The organism is Pontibacillus litoralis JSM 072002 (assembly GCF_000775615.1).
GTDB classification, from domain to species: domain Bacteria; phylum Bacillota; class Bacilli; order Bacillales; family BH030062; genus Pontibacillus; species Pontibacillus litoralis.
Genome location: NZ_AVPG01000005.1, coordinates 43,496 through 60,749, shown reverse-complemented (window position 1 = coordinate 60,749; position 17,254 = coordinate 43,496). Strand labels below are relative to the sequence as shown.

Annotated in this window: 20 protein-coding genes and 1 other annotated feature; of the genes, 16 read left to right on the top strand and 4 right to left on the bottom strand. The window is 38.5% G+C overall.

The features are described from left to right. Positions 1-3: 3 nt before the first annotated feature. The 3 genes from mobB to moaD are packed head-to-tail and all read left to right on the top strand — an operon-like array spanning position 4 to position 1,213. The gene (gene mobB / locus N784_RS05400) at positions 4-519 is read left to right on the top strand and encodes a molybdopterin-guanine dinucleotide biosynthesis protein B (RefSeq protein ID WP_036833123.1); all 516 of its coding nucleotides are present in this window, start codon (positions 4-6) and stop codon (positions 517-519) included. After that, entirely contained in the window at positions 516-980 is a 465-nt protein-coding gene (locus N784_RS05395; RefSeq protein ID WP_036833121.1) for a molybdenum cofactor biosynthesis protein MoaE, read from the top strand. Before mobB ends, N784_RS05395 begins: the two co-directional genes overlap by 4 nt. Next, on the top strand, positions 980-1,213 hold the full coding sequence (moaD, locus tag N784_RS05390) for a molybdopterin converting factor subunit 1 (RefSeq protein ID WP_036833120.1): 234 nt from the start codon (positions 980-982) through the stop codon (positions 1,211-1,213). The genes N784_RS05395 and moaD overlap by 1 nt, the downstream gene beginning before the upstream one ends. Before the next feature lie 50 nt (positions 1,214-1,263). Here moaD and N784_RS05385 read toward each other — a convergent pair whose 3' ends face one another. After that, positions 1,264-2,070, bottom strand: a complete 807-nt coding sequence (locus N784_RS05385; protein ID WP_036833118.1) for an undecaprenyl-diphosphate phosphatase — start codon at positions 2,068-2,070, stop codon at positions 1,264-1,266. 235 nt (positions 2,071-2,305) lie between these two features. Here N784_RS05385 and N784_RS05380 point away from each other — a divergent pair, with 235 nt between their 5' ends. Continuing rightward, positions 2,306-2,485, top strand: coding sequence for a YjzC family protein (locus N784_RS05380; protein ID WP_036833117.1), 180 nt, complete (start codon positions 2,306-2,308; stop codon positions 2,483-2,485). A 78-nt stretch (positions 2,486-2,563) separates the two neighbouring features. Here N784_RS05380 and N784_RS05375 read toward each other — a convergent pair whose 3' ends face one another. Beyond that, on the bottom strand, positions 2,564-2,743 hold the full coding sequence (locus N784_RS05375; protein ID WP_036833116.1) for a YjzD family protein: 180 nt from the start codon (positions 2,741-2,743) through the stop codon (positions 2,564-2,566). Between the two features lie 170 nt (positions 2,744-2,913). On the opposite strand from N784_RS05375, the gene N784_RS05370 reads away from it, so the two are divergent. From N784_RS05370 to N784_RS05340, 7 genes are all read left to right on the top strand, one after another. Further along, the gene (locus N784_RS05370; RefSeq protein ID WP_052127145.1) at positions 2,914-3,669 is read left to right on the top strand and encodes a hypothetical protein; all 756 of its coding nucleotides are present in this window, start codon (positions 2,914-2,916) and stop codon (positions 3,667-3,669) included. A 70-nt stretch (positions 3,670-3,739) separates the two neighbouring features. Next, on the top strand, positions 3,740-4,306 hold the full coding sequence (locus N784_RS05365) for a hypothetical protein (RefSeq protein ID WP_036833115.1): 567 nt from the start codon (positions 3,740-3,742) through the stop codon (positions 4,304-4,306). An 86-nt stretch (positions 4,307-4,392) separates the two neighbouring features. Beyond that, a complete protein-coding gene (locus tag N784_RS05360) occupies positions 4,393-5,364 on the top strand; it encodes a BMP family ABC transporter substrate-binding protein (protein WP_232305977.1) in 972 nt (323 codons plus the stop codon). Positions 5,365-5,532: 168 nt separating this feature from the next. Continuing rightward, on the top strand, positions 5,533-6,477 hold the full coding sequence (locus N784_RS05355; RefSeq protein WP_036833114.1) for a beta-ketoacyl-ACP synthase III: 945 nt from the start codon (positions 5,533-5,535) through the stop codon (positions 6,475-6,477). A gap of 20 nt (positions 6,478-6,497) precedes the next feature. Next, positions 6,498-7,736, top strand: coding sequence for a beta-ketoacyl-ACP synthase II (gene fabF, locus N784_RS05350; protein ID WP_036833113.1), 1,239 nt, complete (start codon positions 6,498-6,500; stop codon positions 7,734-7,736). A 132-nt stretch (positions 7,737-7,868) separates the two neighbouring features. Continuing rightward, on the top strand, positions 7,869-8,081 hold the full coding sequence (locus N784_RS05345) for a hypothetical protein (RefSeq protein WP_036833111.1): 213 nt from the start codon (positions 7,869-7,871) through the stop codon (positions 8,079-8,081). An 85-nt stretch (positions 8,082-8,166) separates the two neighbouring features. Beyond that, positions 8,167-8,916, top strand: coding sequence for a YjbA family protein (locus N784_RS05340; RefSeq protein ID WP_036833109.1), 750 nt, complete (start codon positions 8,167-8,169; stop codon positions 8,914-8,916). Positions 8,917-8,953: 37 nt separating this feature from the next. Here the strand turns inward: N784_RS05340 and trpS are convergent, their stop codons facing one another. Then, positions 8,954-9,949, bottom strand: coding sequence for a tryptophan--tRNA ligase (trpS, locus tag N784_RS05335; protein WP_036833107.1), 996 nt, complete (start codon positions 9,947-9,949; stop codon positions 8,954-8,956). A gap of 58 nt (positions 9,950-10,007) precedes the next feature. Beyond that, positions 10,008-10,224, bottom strand: a binding site (T-box leader). A 247-nt stretch (positions 10,225-10,471) separates the two neighbouring features. Here trpS and N784_RS05330 point away from each other — a divergent pair. The 5 genes from N784_RS05330 (at position 10,472) to N784_RS05310 (ending at position 16,411) form a co-directional block, all read left to right on the top strand. Continuing rightward, positions 10,472-12,166 carry a peptide ABC transporter substrate-binding protein gene (locus tag N784_RS05330; protein ID WP_036833105.1) on the top strand — a complete coding sequence of 565 codons (1,695 nt, stop codon included), beginning with the start codon at positions 10,472-10,474 and terminating at the stop codon, positions 12,164-12,166. Between the two features lie 151 nt (positions 12,167-12,317). Continuing rightward, complete coding sequence (opp3b, locus tag N784_RS05325; protein WP_036833103.1) at positions 12,318-13,247, top strand: oligopeptide ABC transporter permease; 930 nt, start codon at positions 12,318-12,320, stop codon at positions 13,245-13,247. Beyond that, on the top strand, positions 13,247-14,410 hold the full coding sequence (opp3C, locus tag N784_RS05320; RefSeq protein WP_036833102.1) for an oligopeptide ABC transporter permease: 1,164 nt from the start codon (positions 13,247-13,249) through the stop codon (positions 14,408-14,410). Before opp3b ends, opp3C begins: the two co-directional genes overlap by 1 nt. Positions 14,411-14,429: 19 nt before the next feature. Continuing rightward, a complete protein-coding gene (locus tag N784_RS05315; RefSeq protein ID WP_036833100.1) occupies positions 14,430-15,482 on the top strand; it encodes an ABC transporter ATP-binding protein in 1,053 nt (350 codons plus the stop codon). Beyond that, entirely contained in the window at positions 15,482-16,411 is a 930-nt protein-coding gene (locus N784_RS05310) for an ABC transporter ATP-binding protein (protein ID WP_036833098.1), read from the top strand. The genes N784_RS05315 and N784_RS05310 overlap by 1 nt, the downstream gene beginning before the upstream one ends. A 303-nt stretch (positions 16,412-16,714) precedes the next feature. Here N784_RS05310 and N784_RS05305 read toward each other — a convergent pair whose 3' ends face one another. Next, a complete protein-coding gene (locus N784_RS05305) occupies positions 16,715-17,080 on the bottom strand; it encodes a DUF3899 domain-containing protein (RefSeq protein WP_036833096.1) in 366 nt (121 codons plus the stop codon). Positions 17,081-17,254: the final 174 nt, after the last annotated feature.

Sequence of the window (17,254 nt, the reverse complement as noted above, 5' to 3'; positions counted from 1 at the left end):
CATATGGAGCAGTTTCCTTTTGTCGTATGGCAAGTAGTTGGCTATAAAGAAAGTGGGAAGACGACGCTAATGACGACGCTTGTAGAAGAACTGCAAAAAAGTGGACTGCGAGTCGGTACGTTGAAGCACCACGGTCATGGGGGGAAGCCTACTTTTTGTGATGACGATACAGATAGTGGGCGTCATCGAGATGCAGGAGCTATTGTTAGCGGAGTCGAAGGTGGAGGGCAAATGATTTTGTCTTCAAAACAAGATCAATGGACGTTAGAAAAAGCTTTAGCTCACTATATTTCTTTTGAGCTGGATGTTGTTTTGGTGGAAGGGTATAAGCATGCGAATTATCCGAAATGTGTCCTGTTGAAATCAAAGGAAGATAAGGGTTTGCTGTTATTAAAAAATGTTCAATGTGTAGTTGAGTGGAAAGGAAGCGATTGTCAAGTCAGTACTTTCTCCATCAATGATGAAAAAGCGTATGTGTCATGGATCGTAGCAGAATTAATGAAGAGGTGTGACCAATGAGTAAGTTGTATGCAATAACGTCAGAAAATATTTCAATAGAAGAGGTTGTAAATAAAGTGACGAGACGAGAATGTGGCGCTATTAATACCTTTCTTGGAACAGTGCGAGAGTGGACGAAAGGAAGGCAAACACTATCTCTTACGTATGAAGCATATATTCCGATGGCGGAGAAGAAACTAGCACAAATAGGGGAGGAAATTGCAGCAAGATGGCCAGATGCGCAATGTGCGATTACGCACCGGATTGGGGAATTACACATTTCAGACATAGCGGTTATCATTGCTGTATCCACACCTCACCGAGCAGATTCTTATGAAGCGAGTCGGTATGCTATTGAACGAATAAAAGAGATTGTCCCTATTTGGAAAAAAGAACATTGGCATGATGGAACAGAATGGATTGGCAACCAACAAGAAACAAAGGCTTATCCATTCGGTAAACCAAGTAAGGAGGAAATGTAATGGTTACAGTATTATTGTTTGCGCATTTGAAAGAAGCAGTAGGAGAAGATCGAATAAAAATCGATGCAGCAGGTGAAACGATTGCTACGATAAAGGGAATGCTGCAACAACAATATGGCGTGCAAGGGTTAGATGACGTTATGGTAGCAGTGAATGAAGAATATGCAACAACGAACGCCACAGTGCAGGATGAAGATGTGGTTGCCTTTATTCCCCCTGTTAGTGGTGGATAATTAATAAAGCTACTAAAAAAGCACAGGCGACTAAGCCTATGCTTTTTCATTTACAATAAAAGAAACGCCAATGCACCTACGATAAAGCAATAGAAGGAGAAGTATTTCAAGTTTCCTTTTGCCATGATGTTCATAAACCATCGTAAGGAGAAGTACGTTGCGATAATCGATGCCATAAAGGCGACTAAATAAGGAATGATGTTCGGATTGTTAAATAACTCATTCAAATCTAAGAGAAGCGTTCCTGCGCTTACTGGGATAAACAACATAAAGGAAAAGCGTAGTGCTGTTTCTTGCTTCCACCCTAACAACATCGCAGCTACAATGGTTGCACCAGAGCGACTAATGCCAGGAATTAAAGCAACTGCTTGCGCAAGGCCAACAATGATGACTGCTTTCCAGTTAAGGTCATGGTCCCCTTTTGTCCCTCTTAAGTTACGAATAATCCATAAAGCAATACCTGTAATGATAAGGGTGATACCGACCATTTTGGCACTGCTAAACGTTCCTTCAATCCAATCTTCAAACAGTAATCCAATTACACCTGCTGGTATTGTGGCAATGAGTAAATACATAATGAACCGGAAATCTTCTTGGACATTTGCTTCCCGGTTTTGTTTAAATAAGTAAGCTAATCCATTTGATGCTAAGCGGATTAAGTCGTTACGGTATATGATTACTACCGCAATAAGAGATCCAAAGTTAACGAACACTTCAAAGGATAAGCCAGGTAAATCAACGCCAAATAAATCTTGTAACATAACTAAATGTCCACTAGACGAAATAGGAATTGGTTCTGTAAATCCTTGGAATAACCCTAGAAATAAAAATTGAATAAGCTCGATTAATTTTTCCATGATAATATCCTCCTGTATTGCAACAAAACGTATATGGTATTTATTAATTGAATTGAAAAGTCCATATACGGCTTATTCTATTATATATTGTACATGCAACAAATTTATGTATCCGTTTAAATATCTAAACAGATGAACGGACGAGAATGTACCTTTCCCCAACCATCGTCGATTCGTATATTTCTTCATTGATTAGTCAAACTATGAACAATGACACGTAAAGGAGTATAGAAATATGGGGCAAAGACATCAATTTAAACACGGTGAAAAAGCACCTAATAACGGTGTATATGTTGAAATTGGGGAAACAGGAAGTATGGTTCAAAATCCCCAACAAATTCATTTAGAAGCAGGCAAAGTTTTTCCGCCAAACACTAATAAAGATCGCGTTTGGACGTATAAACGAAAACCATGAACAACAGAAAAAAATCCTCCTTCTTCTGCAAGAAGGAGGATTTTAGCTTTTCTTCACGAAAAAATGAAATAGCCTTTGTTATGCGTTTGTATCTTCTCTTAGCGCACCTTCAGCTAATAAGATAACTGCTAGGACGAATCCAACAGTTAGAACAATTGCATTTGTAAGATCAAATGTTCCACCATTCATGCTAGATACGACGTAAGTTACCATAGAACTTAACAGAAAACTCCAAAAAATGGTCCAGAATAAGCGCAAAATGCTCACCTCTATTTCGACATTCTATTACTATTTTATCAAAGGTCATTCAAAAAAGGAACAGAAACTTTTCTTAATATGTATCATGATTAAGGCATCTAACTATACACCACAAGAAATTATACATACATTATAGAAGATTAACATTGATGTAAAAGGATGAAACTAGAATGGATAACTCTCGATCACCGGTAACGAGAACCTGCACCATCCGTGAGCAAACGTGTCTCGTTCATATACCAGAGCAACCTAATGGATTTTTAGTATTGTATTTAGGAGATGTTGGTCACTATGTAGAAGAGCATCAATCAGCGTGGAGTGAACATCCTTCTAAAGCAACATTGTTACAAGCGTTATTAGAGGAAGGATACACGTTATTTACTAGTCATTTATATGGGAACGGATGGGGAAGTAGTCAATCTATCGACCTTCTCCACCATGTGTATCAACTAGTGAAACGCCAAGAAATTGTCAATCCGCATATACATGTGATTGCAGAAGGAATGGGGGCGCTTACAGCATTAAAGTGGCATGAACAAGAACAACTGCCTATACGCTCCTTTATTTTATTTACTCCTTGTGTAGATTTACAAGCTTTGTATGAGCAAGAACGGAGCAATCAACTCTTCTTTAAGCGATTTACGAAACAGTTAGCTATGGCTTATAGTGTAGCGGAAAGTGATGTGGAAAGCCAAGTAATTACAAATGCCCGTATCCCTGAATGTCGAGCACCAATGCTTATTTACCACGATTTAGCTGATCCTTACTTAAATGTGCAAGAACATGGAAGGAAGTTAGAGCAAAACCAGCAGCGGCATGCATCTGTACAGCTGAAGTTAACCGTTCAGCCTGTTATTCCACGGGTGACAAAGCAATTGCTCACTTTTATGAAAAGGTATGAAACATCACTTGAGCAACCATTTTAACATGCTGTACTAACGAAACGTGGAATCATTATTCTTCCAAAATCATACGATGGCATAGGGGGGGACTTGTATGCGCTATTTAATATGGGGTTGTTACTCAGGGATTGGCTTTCATTTCGTGCAAGCATGTTTGGAAAAAGGGCATTTTGTATACGGTGTTGATGGTCTTTCCGAAAGAAAAGAAATGATGGCGATGTTTATTGGGCGTAATGCTCATTTTACGCATTTTCCAGAGGTGAACACATTTAAACAAAGCAACCATGATGGACTTGATTGCCTTATTACGGTATATGACATAGAGGCTGACGTACCGTGGCATCAACTTGAAGAAATACCAGCAACTCAACGCGTTAGAATAACTTCTTCGTCAAAAAAGGAGCCAAAAGAAGGGTGGTTAACTGTCCACATGGAACACTATTTCGGTCCTTGGCTATCGAAGAAACCATATGAAATTACGAGTAAGGATTATGCAATAGAAGATCTGATACATTCCATCTTTACATTAAGTGAGGATTATCAAGCGCCTGATGTTGTTTCCTTGCCAAATGATGTCTCGATTATAACGAGTAAACCTATTGAAAATCGAAAAGAGCAATTAGCAATCCATCGAAGAAAATTCTCCTCATTTTACAAATAAAGTCTTATATGGCTTTCCTTACATTTACTAACGATGCTGAAAAAGTTACAATAGATTAGATCTACTTGGAAATGAGGTGTCCAATTGTGAAGTGGAAAAAGGTATTGCCAACTGCAATTATTTTATTTTTACTATTCGGTTTGATTGGTTGCACGACCGCAATGGGACAGGGAAACCTTCAAAAGGTAGGCATGCTTGTTGATCATTCTGTCCATGATCAAGCTTGGGGAAAGAAAGGATATGAAGGGCTTCTAGATATAAAAGAAGAAATGAACGTAGATGTTTATTTTAAACAGCATATCCAATCTAAACAAGCAGCTCGCATTGCTTTAAAGGAATTTTCTGATGAAGGGATTAATTTAGTGTTTGGTCATGGTAAAAAATTTGGTGATTATTTCAATGAACTTCATCAAGAGTTTCCTGACATGCATTTCGTTTATTTTAACGGGAATATACAAGGGGATAATATGACGAGTCTTAACTTTGATGGTTATTCCATGGGCTTCTTTGGAGGCATGGTTGCTAGTGGGATGACCGATATCGAGCATGTTGGAGTCATTGCTGCTTTTGAATGGCAGCCAGAAGTGGAAGGATTTTATGAAGGAGCCAAGTTTCAAAATCCAAACACGGAAGTTACGATTGAATACGTGAACAGCTGGGAGGATAAAGATAAGGCTATCCAATTGTATGACGAGTTAAAGGAAGAAGGGGTGGATGTGTTTTACCCTGCTGGTGATGGTTTTAATGTACCAATTATGGAAGCAGTAAAGGATGATCACTTACATTCTATTGGGTACGTATCGGATCAGTCTCACATTGGAGAATCGACGGTGTTAACGAGTACCATTCAACATGTCGATCAGTTGTATGTCATTGCGGCGAAGCTTTTTGATGAAGGAGATCTTCCTGATGGTTTTCTTACATTCGGGTTTCAAGACGGGGCAATATCATTAGGTGAATTTAGTTCAAGTGTTCCAGCAGAATTACAACACGACCTAGATACTGCACTGGAAAAGTATAAAGAAACCGGTGTTTTACCGAATGAGCAATCAAAATAATATTTTTAAAAAATCCTAGCCTAAGCTGGGATTTTTTTGTGTGGGAGAATTGAACACTAACAATAGCATGGAAAAGGAAACATACTTGAATAATTGTAAAAAATACTTTATGATTAGTACCAAGTCATAATAATTGATAATAGAAACTACCTTTAAGGGGATGTATATATGAGAAATGTAGGTATATTAGGTGCTGGTCACTATGTGCCAGAGCGAGTATTTACCAATGCAGACATGGAGAAAATTGTAGATACGAGTGATGAGTGGATTCGTACACGAACAGGTATTGAAGAGCGCCGGTTTGCAGATGAAGACATGGATACATCGGATATGGGGTATGAAGCTTCCTTACGAGCATTAGAACAGGCGAATATGTCTGCAGAAGATATTGATTTAATTATTGTTGCCACGGTTACACCAGATATGCCTTTTCCTTCTGTTGGGAACATGCTGCAAGAGCGATTAGGAGCGACGAAAGCGGCATCAATGGATTTAGGGGCCGCATGTGCAGGCTATATGTATGGGATGATTACAGCACAACAATTTATTCAAAACGGTGTGTATGATAATATTTTATTAGTTGGCTCTGAGAAGCTATCGAAAATCACTGACTGGACGGACCGGAATACGTGTGTATTATTCGGTGATGGTGCTGGAGCAACTGTGTTAGGCCCTGTTAGTGAAGGAAAAGGTATTCTGTCGTTTGAACTTGGATCTGATGGAAGTGGAAGTAAGTACCTCTATCAAGGAAAAGAAGATCGCTTTATAAAAATGAATGGCAGAGAAGTGTTTAAATTCGCAGTTCGCCAAATGCCAGAATCATCAATTAAAGTATTGGAGAAGGCAGGGCTTACTAAAGAGGATGTCGATTTTCTCGTCCCTCATCAAGCGAACATTCGAATTATGGAAGCAGCACGCCAACGTTTGGAAATACCAGAAGAGAAGATGGCGGTATCGGTTAATCGATATGGAAATACCTCTTCCTCTTCCATTCCAATTGCATTATCGGAGAATATTGAAAATGGCAACATAAAAGATAACGACGTCGTAGTGCTAGTTGGGTTTGGTGGCGGCTTAACGTGGGGAGCCGTTGCATTACGTTACGGGAGATAATTGAAGGAGGAAGTTGTTTTATGAAAAATAGAGTAGTTGTTACTGGAATGGGGGCTGTATCTCCTATAGGTAATAATGTAGAGACGATGTGGAACAACATGATGGTAGGGAAATCTGGAATAGGTCCAATTACAAGAGTGGACCCGGAACAATTTCCTGTTCATGTGTGTGGAGAAGTAAAAGATTTTCATCCTGGTGATTATTTTGATAAAAAAGAAGCACGCCGCATGGATTTATTTACTCAATATGCGTTAGCTGCTGCAGTTATGGCTGTTGAAAATGCTGGTTTAGACATTAACGAGGAAAATGCAGAGCGTACAGGCGTATGGATTGGGTCTGGTATTGGTGGCATGTCCACACTGGAAGAGCAAATTGATAAATTTAAAGAAAAAGGTGCTCGTCGTGTAAGTCCGTTTTTCATCCCAATGATGATTCCAGATATGGCAGCTGGTCAAGTATCCATTGCTTTAGGTGCAAAAGGAATTAATTCATGTAGTGTAACAGCGTGCGCTTCTGGAGCGAATTCCATTGGTGATGCTTTTAAAGTAATCGAGCGAGGCGATGCGGATGTAATGATTGCTGGTGGTACGGAAGCGCCGCTAACGAACATGGCATTTGCAGGCTTCTCCTCAATGAAGGCACTTTCTTTTGAGGAGGATCCAAACAAAGCAAGTCGTCCATTTGATGCAGAACGTGGAGGTTTTGTGATGGGTGAAGGCGCTGGCATCCTTGTATTAGAAAGCTTACAGTCTGCCGAGAAGCGTGGTGCAACGATTTTAGCAGAACTCGTTGGTTACGGTTCAACCGGTGACGCTCATCATATAACGGCACCTGCCCCGAATGGAGAAGGCGCAACACGTGCGATGAAGCAAGCGTTAGAAGATGCAAGTGTGCAGCCTGAGGATGTGGATTACATTAACGCGCATGGTACTGGTACAGCATTAAATGATAAATTCGAAACAGAAGCTGTGAAAGCTGTTTTTGGTGATCACGCCTACAATCTTGCTATGAGTTCTACGAAATCGATGACCGGACATTTATTAGGAGCGGCAGGTGCAGTAGAATCCGTCGTTGCGGTAAAAACGATATTAACGAACAAAGTTCCACCAACGATTAATTACGAGAATAAAGACGCTGATTGCGATTTAGATATCGTACCAAATGAAGCGAGAGACCGTGCAGTGCAAACTGTTGTAAGTAACTCGTTAGGTTTTGGCGGGCACAATGTGTCGTTAGTATTTAAACAATTTGAAGCATAAAGATGAACGAGAAGCACATGATTCCTGCATGCGCTTCTTTTTTTTATGGATGTTTAACGACGCAGCTTGTCATGAATAAGTAGGCTTGTACATATACATCGTATAAATGGACAAGCAGAGAGGGGGGATGAAATGCTTGGTGTAATTTTTTTATTCTTAATTGGGTTTGGATTTGCAATATCTGGTGGTGTGACGTTGATTGCTTATTTAAATCTCTTACCTGCTGGTTTTAGCTGGACGGATTATTTCTTGTTTATTCAGACCAGACCTGAATGCTATTTCTTCCCCCTTGGCGTGATTGTTATGCTCGTAGCGATGTTCCTTTACCCAAATGATTCATGTTAAAAGTTGGCTACATTCGAATAAAATTTCCTATGTTGGTCATACTTATTTTTACAAGAGAAAACGTTTGGGAAAGCGAGGGTAATCAATGCTATATTTACACGATGTATGGGTGAATTGGTTTGAAGGGGAGGAAAATGGATATAACGTATGCTCCTTTCATGAGTGGAGGAAAGAGGATGGAATTGAGTTGCTTGATCAAGCGCCGTTATTGTACGTACAAGCAGCTCTATTTCATTATATAGAGAATGACTTGCAAGATTTACCTCAGTCCATATTAGAAGCTGTCTATAAACGAGCTTATTTAAGGAAAAATCAAGAACGGATTTCCCTTGAATATGCGTTTGTTGTAACAGATGGTGATGCCATCTTGGCGGTCGATACAATGGGGTATAACCTACCTGTGCGAAAGAGTCGCTTAATCCCAAGGCAGGAAAGGTTAGTGTATGACATGATTGCAGAACATTCGCCAGAAAGCTATGAATTTGAACAAGAGGAGAAGGAATATCATATATTATCCCCCCATCCTATAACAATGATTGGCTTAACGAGAAAAGAACGTCAACTAAAACAGCTCATGTTAATGGCGTTAGATCAGTTACGCTCCTCTGAGAATTCACCTGAAGTGAGATACTGGTTAACAGAATGGGACCCTACTTATTATGCAACGATAGACGAATATAACTTTGAACAAGCGTGGCAAACTTTATATAACGGTGTAACGAATGGTTGGTCACCAGCCCACGAGGAATTGTGTCATAAATTGGTGAAAGGACAGCCGTTTTTCGAGAAGCTTTGGGAGTTAGAACAGAATAATGAAGTGAATAAAAGGGTCTAGCGAACACATTCATTCGTTAGACCCCTTTTACTTATTATTATTTTCGGATGCGACCAAGACCCATTGCTTTCTTTGCTTTACGTAACATCTTCATGGCTTCCTTGTTCGCTTTATCTGCTCCGTGGTCGAGAATGTCGTCTAATTCTTCAGAGTCAACAAGCTCATAGTAACGCTGCTGAATCGGACGCAAGGCTTCAATGACGATATTGGCAACATCTTGTTTAAACACGCCATATCCTTTGCCATCATAACGCGCTTCAATTGTCTCGATGCTTTCCTCTGTAATACTAGAGTAAATCGTTAGTAAATTTGAAATACCAGGCTTGTTTTCCTTATCAAATTTCACGATGCCTTCAGAATCGGTGACGGCACTTTTAATTTTCTTCTCAATCTTTTTCTCATCATCTAGCATAGAAATAAAAGCTTTTTGATTTTCATCGGATTTACTCATCTTTTTGGTCGGTTCTTGTAACGACATAATACGAGCGCCAACTTCAGTTACGTGAATTTCTGGAATTGTAAAGATGTCGTTGTACTTATTGTTAAATCGTTGCGCTAAATTACGTGTTAATTCAAGGTGCTGTTTTTGATCATCGCCAACAGGAACAACATCTGTACCATACAACAGAATATCTGCTGCCATTAATGGTGGATACGTCAATAAACCAGCAGAAACACCTTCATTACCTTGCTTAGCTGACTTATCTTTAAACTGCGTCATTCGCTCCAATTCTCCAATGTAAGCTACACACTGTAACATCCATCCAAGCTGTGTGTGTGCCTGAACTTCAGACTGAATAAATAATGTGGCTTTCGTCGGATCAATTCCCGATGCAATATATAAAGCTGCCAACGAACGAATGTTCTTTCTGAGCTCTAGTCGATCTTGTGGAACGGTAATGGCATGGGCATCGACAATACAAAAGTATGCATTGTTTTCATCTTGTAGCTTAGGGAAATGCTTCATTGCTCCTAAATAATTTCCTAATGTCATAGTTCCGCTAGGTTGAATACCAGAAAAAATTGTTTTCATCTTCATCACCTCATGTATTTTTTTCATCAAAAAAGGCCCATTCAGCTCTACAATTACTTGTAGGGACGAATGAACCGTGGTGCCACCCTCGTTATTCCTTCAACAAAGAAGAAATCACTTTACCCAATATCGCCTGGGGCGCGGCATAACCTACTAAAACGTTCAGAAATGCTGCTCGAAAGTCCACTTCCACCTAAGCGCGTCATCTGTTTCCACCAACCACAGACTCTCTTGAGACGCTGACAAAGCTGTACTCTCTTTCTCATCGCTTTATGCTATAAAAAATTTTTATTATTAAAATTATAAAGAAATATGACGAAATATTCAAGAGTAAAAATCTATGTAACCCTTTATTTTTAAGGGAGGGGAGGAATAATCTCGAATCCTTTTATTTGCTAAAGAATGTCAGATAATAAAAAAAGTTTTGCGAATTAAGTAGAATTGTTGTACAATTTTTAATAGTAGCTTAAGTCTACTAAAAAGAAATAAAAAAATCTATTACTTAAGGGGGTCTTTTTGACTATGAAGTTAAAATGGACATTGTTGTTAATGCTTAGTCTATTGCTTAGCGTGTTTTTAGTGGCATGCTCAGGTGATGAAGGCGAGACAACAGAAGAAACAGGCTCAGATGATACGCAATCTGAAGAAACAACAGATGAAGGAGATTCTGGGGAACAAGTACTTAACTTTATTAACGGTGATACGATTCCTTCCATGGATCCTTCACTTGCAACAGATGAATATGGTTTCCAATTTATTGGAGCGACGATGGAAGGGTTATATCGCTTAGATGAAAATGCGAAACCTGTGGAAGGTATTGCTAAAGACCATAGTGTAAGTAAGGACGGTCTTATTTGGACATTTGAATTACGTGAGGATGCAAAATGGTCCAATGGTGATGCTGTAACAGCTCACGATTTCGTTTACGGTTGGCAACGTGCAGTGAATCCAGATACAGGTTCAGAGTACGGACCATATATGATGAGTGGCGTTATTAAAAATGCTGAAGAAGTAAGTAAAGGCGACAAGCCAGTAGAAGAGCTTGGAGTCAAAGCAGAAGATGATTACACGTTTGTTGTAGAACTAGCAAACCCAGTACCATACTTTGAGTCATTAACAACATTTGGTACTTTTATGCCTTTAAATAAGAAGTTTGTAGAAGAGCAGGGCGATAAATTTGCAACAAGCTCTGATACATTACTATCCAATGGCCCATACAAATTTGTTGATTGGGAAAGCACTAGTACTTCCTGGGAATTAGAGAAGAACGAAGATTATTGGGATGCAGAAACGGTTCAGTTAGATAAAATGACGTATGAAGTAGTTAAAGATCCACAAACATCTGTTGACCTTTATGAAGCAGGAACTATAGATCGCGCAGGTTTATCTTCTGACCTAGTAGATCAATATTCAACTCATGAAGATTATGTTGTAACACCAGAAACTTCCGTTTTCTATTTGAAGATGAACCAAACAAGAAATGATGCACTTGCAAATACGAATATCCGTGCAGCTATTAGCCGCGCATACAATAAACAAGCACTTGTAGATGAAATCTTGAATAACGGCTCTATTGTAGCAAATGGTTTAATACCGAAAGACTTCGCTCCGATGCCTGGTTCTGGAGAAGATTTCCGTGAAGTAAGTGGCGACCTTGTTACTTATGATGTAGACAAGGCAAATGAATATTGGGAAAAAGGTCTTGAAGAGTTAGGTACAGACAAGGTTGAAATAGAATTCTTGGCTGGAGATACCGAAACAGCAAAAACGATGAACGAATATTTAGTAAACCAATTAGAAAGTAACCTTCCTGGCCTAGATATTACGCTAAAGCAGGTACCATTTGAGCAACGTCTTGATTTAGATACGAATATGGATTATGACATTCAATTTGCTGGATGGGGTCCAGACTATCTTGATCCATACACGTTCTTAACTTTATGGATTACAGATGGTGGAAATAACAAGATGGGCTATTCAAATCCTGATTATGATGCCTTGCTAGACGAAGCATCAGTTGATTTAGCGCAAGATAACGAAGCTCGTTATGAGAACTTCCTAGAAGCTGAGAAAATACTATTTGAAGATGCAGCTATCGCACCAATTTATCAACGTGCTAAGGCTCAACTAGTATCACCTAAAGTTCAAGGGGTGTTTGTGAACCCATTTGGAGCAACGTATGAATACAAGTGGGCTAGTGCTGGATCTGAACAATAATAGTGATTTTTACAGTTAAATGATTAGGGGGTGAAGGGGGTATATGGGATTATGGCATATACTCTCTTTCCTCTTTACAAAACTAATTATCCTGCTACTAGATGCATTTTAATATTCTACTAAAACATCTGTACAACTAGGGGGTTAAGAAATGGTCAGATATATTATGCGGCGTGTTTTCTACATGTTAATTACGCTTTTCATTATTGCCACTTTTTCGTTCTTCCTCATGAAATTAATGCCAGGAAGTCCGTTAAGTGCAGAAGATAAATTAAGTGAAGAACAAAAGCAAATTGTTTTAGAAAAGTATGGATTGGATGAACCTGTACCTGTTCAATATATTAAATATTTAGGAGGTCTTGTGCAAGGAGACTTAGGTATCTCATTTCACTTTGATAATACACCTGTAAGTAAAATATTAATGGATCGATTAGGACCTTCGTTGCAACTTGGTGCACAATCGCTCATCTTTGGTTCTTTATTAGGTATATTACTAGGTTTAGTCGCAGCGGTATTCCACAATGGGGCACTAGATTATACGTCGACAATAGTAGCCGTACTTGGGACGTCTATCCCTTCATTCGTATTTGCTGGTTTGTTGCAATGGGTATTTGCAGTTGAACTTGGTTGGTTCCCGGTTGCTTTATGGGGATCATTTGAACATACGGTATTGCCGACGATTGCTCTTATGATTTATCCAATGGCAACAGCAGCCCGTTTCACGAGAACGGAAATGATTGAAGTAATGGGCTCGAACTATATTACAACTGCACGTGCAAAAGGCTTAAAGGAATCTGAAATTGTGTTTAAGCATGGTTTAAGAAACTCCCTTATCCCATTAATTACAGTAATGGGGCCGATGGCAGTTGGTCTAATGACAGGTACGCTCGTTATTGAACAAATCTTTGCAGTGCCTGGAATTGGGGAGCAATTTGTTACATCCATAATGATAAATGACTATCCTACTATAATGGGTACGACGCTACTGTTTTCCATCATGTTTGTCGTAATTATTCTAATTATTGACCTATTATATGTTGTTATTGATCCTAGAATTCGACTTACAGGAGGGGAGAGCTAATGGCAGAGAAAGAAAAGTACAACTCCCAAGATGTACCTAAAGACTTACTAGTACCTGTGAAAGAATCAGAAAAAGATAGTGAGAGGATTTCAGGTCCAAGCCGAACATTTTTACAGGATGCTAGAAGAACTTTCTTAAAGAACAAAATTGCCATGTTAAGTGTGTTTGTTCTTTTAGTCATCGTTCTATTTAGTATTATTGGGCCGGGTATGAATGAACATGGTTTAGATGATCAAGATTTAACTCGTGCTAAGATGCCACCACGTGTTGCAGCTTTGGAGAATATTTCCTGGCTTGGCTTTGATGGAACGTTATCAGATGAATTTGAAGGTAATGACGTGGAGCAAGCAACACAAAAAGCGGTTCAACGATATGATAATAATGAAGACTTTGTGGACGTAGAAGTATTAACTGAAGGAGATGGGTCAAGAAATTCTGCAGAAGTGAAAGCGACTTATCATATTTATGAAGCGAAAGATATGCAAGATGAGTATTTCTGGTTAGGAACAGATACGCTTGGCCGAGATCAATGGACTAGAATATGGCTAGGTACACGGGTATCATTAGCTATCGGTGTAATTGCAGCATTAATTGACTTAGTTATTGGTGTGGCTTACGGTGGAATTTCTGCTTTTTACGGTGGACGAGTAGATAGTGTGATGCAACGTATTATTGAAGTGTTAATAGGAATTCCGAACTTGGTCATTATTATTTTAATGATTCTCGTTCTACAGCCTGGCATGCTTTCGATTATTATCGCTTTAACGATCACCGGATGGATAGGTATGGCGAGGATTGTCCGCGGTGAAGTATTGAAGTTGAAAAACCAAGAATTCGTTTTGGCAGCAAGGACACTCGGAACATCCAATGGCAAAATTATTCTTAAACACTTAGTTCCAAACATTAGTGGGATTATTATCATAACAACAATGTTTACAATACCTGGGGCCATTTTCTTTGAAGCTTTCTTGAGCTTTATCGGAATTGGAATTGTACCGCCTGATGCTTCACTAGGTACATTAATTAATACTGGATTTGAGAACTTAAGACTGTACCCATATTTATTAGTATACCCTGCAATATTAATATCAGTCATTATGATTGGATTTAACTTAATAGCTGATGGATTAAGAGACGCATTCGATCCGAAGATGCATAAATAAAAAGGTAGGTGGCTTCTAAATGAGTAAACTATTAGAAGTGAAGGATTTAAAAGTTTCATTTAATACATTTAATGGAGAAGTGCAAGCAGTTCGAGGTGTAAGCTTCGATTTAAATAAAGGAGAAACGATAGCCATTGTTGGTGAATCTGGTTCGGGTAAATCAGTTACATCCAATGCTATTATGCAACTTTTGCCTAAACCACACGGCTATGTAAAGGGCGGTGAAATACTGTTTGAAGGAGAAGATTTAGTAAAGAAATCAACTAGTGAAATGCGGAAAATTCGCGGAAAAGATATTTCTATGGTGTTCCAAGATCCCATGACGTCTTTAAATCCTACCATGAAAATTGGTACGCAAATTATGGAAGGCTTAATCAAACACCAAAAAATGAGCAAGGAACATGCAAAGAAACGAGCAATCGAATTATTAGATTTAGTAGGAATTCCGCAACCAGAAGTTCGTATGAAACAGTATCCACACCAATTTTCTGGTGGAATGCGTCAACGTGTTGTTGTTGCGATATCTCTTGCATGTAATCCGAAAATATTAATAGCCGATGAACCAACTACAGCATTAGACGTTACGATACAAGCGCAAATTTTAGAGCTAATGAAAGATATTCAAAAGAAAACAGAAAGTGCTATTATTTTCATTACGCACGATTTAGGTGTAGTAGCGAACGTGGCAGATCGCGTGGCAGTTATGTATGCAGGAAAAGTTGTGGAAATTGGAACAACGGATGATATTTTTTATAATCCGAAACATCCATATACGTGGGGATTATTAGGCTCAATGCCAACGTTAGATAGCGCTGAGGAAGAATTATTTGCTATTCCTGGTAGCCCGCCAGATATGACGAATCCACCACAAGGGGATGCCTTTGCTGCGAGAAACAAATTTGCATTGGAAATTGATAAAGTTATGGAACCTCCAATGTTTAAAGTATCAGATACACATTATGCAGCAACTTGGTTATTACATGAAGATGCACCAAAAATAGAGCCACCAGCTTCTGTACAATTAAGAATGCAAGGCTTTGCGAATACTGGAAATAAAGTGGGTGATCAATAATGGCTGAAAAACTATTAGAAGTAAAAAATTTAACGAAACAATTTAGCGTAGGTCGTAACAAGGTGATTACAGCTGTTAATGGTCTCACCTTTGATATATATAAAGGAGAAACGTTCGGGTTAGTAGGCGAATCTGGTTGTGGAAAGTCTACTACTGGTAGAACGATTATTCGATTATATGAGGCGACTAGTGGACAAGTTTTATTCGATAATGAAGATGTGCACGGTAAAAAGTCAAAAAAAGATTTACTTAAATTTAATCGAAAAATGCAAATGATTTTCCAAGATCCTTCTTCTTCTTTGAATCCAAGAATGACTGTGATGGATATTATTGCGGAAGGTCTAGATGTTCATAAACTAGTTAGCAATGAAGCAGAAAGAAGAGGACGTGTAGAGGAGTTGCTACAAACGGTAGGATTAAATAAAGAGCACGCAACTCGCTTCCCTCATGAATTTAGTGGAGGACAACGCCAACGAATCGGAATCGCACGTGCATTAGCGGTACAACCTGAGTTAATCATCGCTGATGAACCTATTTCTGCATTAGACGTATCGATTCAAGCACAAGTTGTCAATTTATTAAAGAAATTGCAAAAAGAACAAGGATTAACTTATTTGTTTATAGCCCATGATTTGTCTATGGTGAAATACATTAGTGACCGTATTGGGGTTATGTATTTTGGCAACATGGTAGAATTAGCAGATAGTGAGGAACTGTATAAAAATCCGATTCACCCATATACAAAATCACTTTTATCCGCGATTCCATTACCCGACCCTAATTATGAAAGAGCGCGTCAACGTACTGCATACGACCCTAGCATTCATGATACGAGTGAAGAGCCGGAATTTCGTGAAGTAAAGCCGGGTCACTGGGTAAGGTGTACGAGGAAAGAATTAGAGCAATATAAAAAAGAATTAGGAATATAGTCCAAATTAAATGGATCATTTAGCTAAATGAAGATAAAGAAAAAATAACTATCCAATCATACTCCGGTGCACCTTATTTAAGAAGGTGCATGAGTATGATTTTTTTATGGTATGAAAAGGGGAAAGGAACTATTATTTGATGTTTGGGCTTTGGGAACTAGGAAAAGAGAAAGCTTCGTTGCTTGTATTCGATGCATCCTCTATGCATGAAGAAAGCATTAGAAGTTTATCCATATCAAAAAAACCTAAGAAAGAATAGAATTCAAATTCCTTAGGTTTCTTCTAGCTGTTGTCATACATTTCTTAGATTAAGTAATAAAGACACATGAGAAGGACTAACAATAAGCCGGTTGCAATAGTTTGAAATTGCATTACTTTGTATAAAGATATATTTACTTTTTCTGAAGGTAGTCGCTTTTCTTTCCATTCATCTAATAAATCATCTTGCTTCATGATATGGTAAAATCGCCTGAATCCAAATGTCACACCATCAAAGAAACCATTTTTCTTCGTATATGTAAACAGACATACGATAAGCAATAGCAAAAAGACATAGAATAGTACATTAATATAATGCACAAGTTGTTGATAGGGAGAGAAAGTTAGGAAAATAAATGTTGTAGTTAAAAGTATAATGAACAAAGTAACCCAATTTTTAACTTGATGCATGTTATCACCTACTTTTTAGGCAGTTATGAATAGTATATCACACTAAAGTTTATTCTACTATTAAGGGAAGTCGAACAACGCTTCTATAGGAAGATATTACTTATTTTGATAGTTCGTTGTGAAAAATGTTTTTAAAATAGTATATAACTCTTTTATAATAGATACATACATATA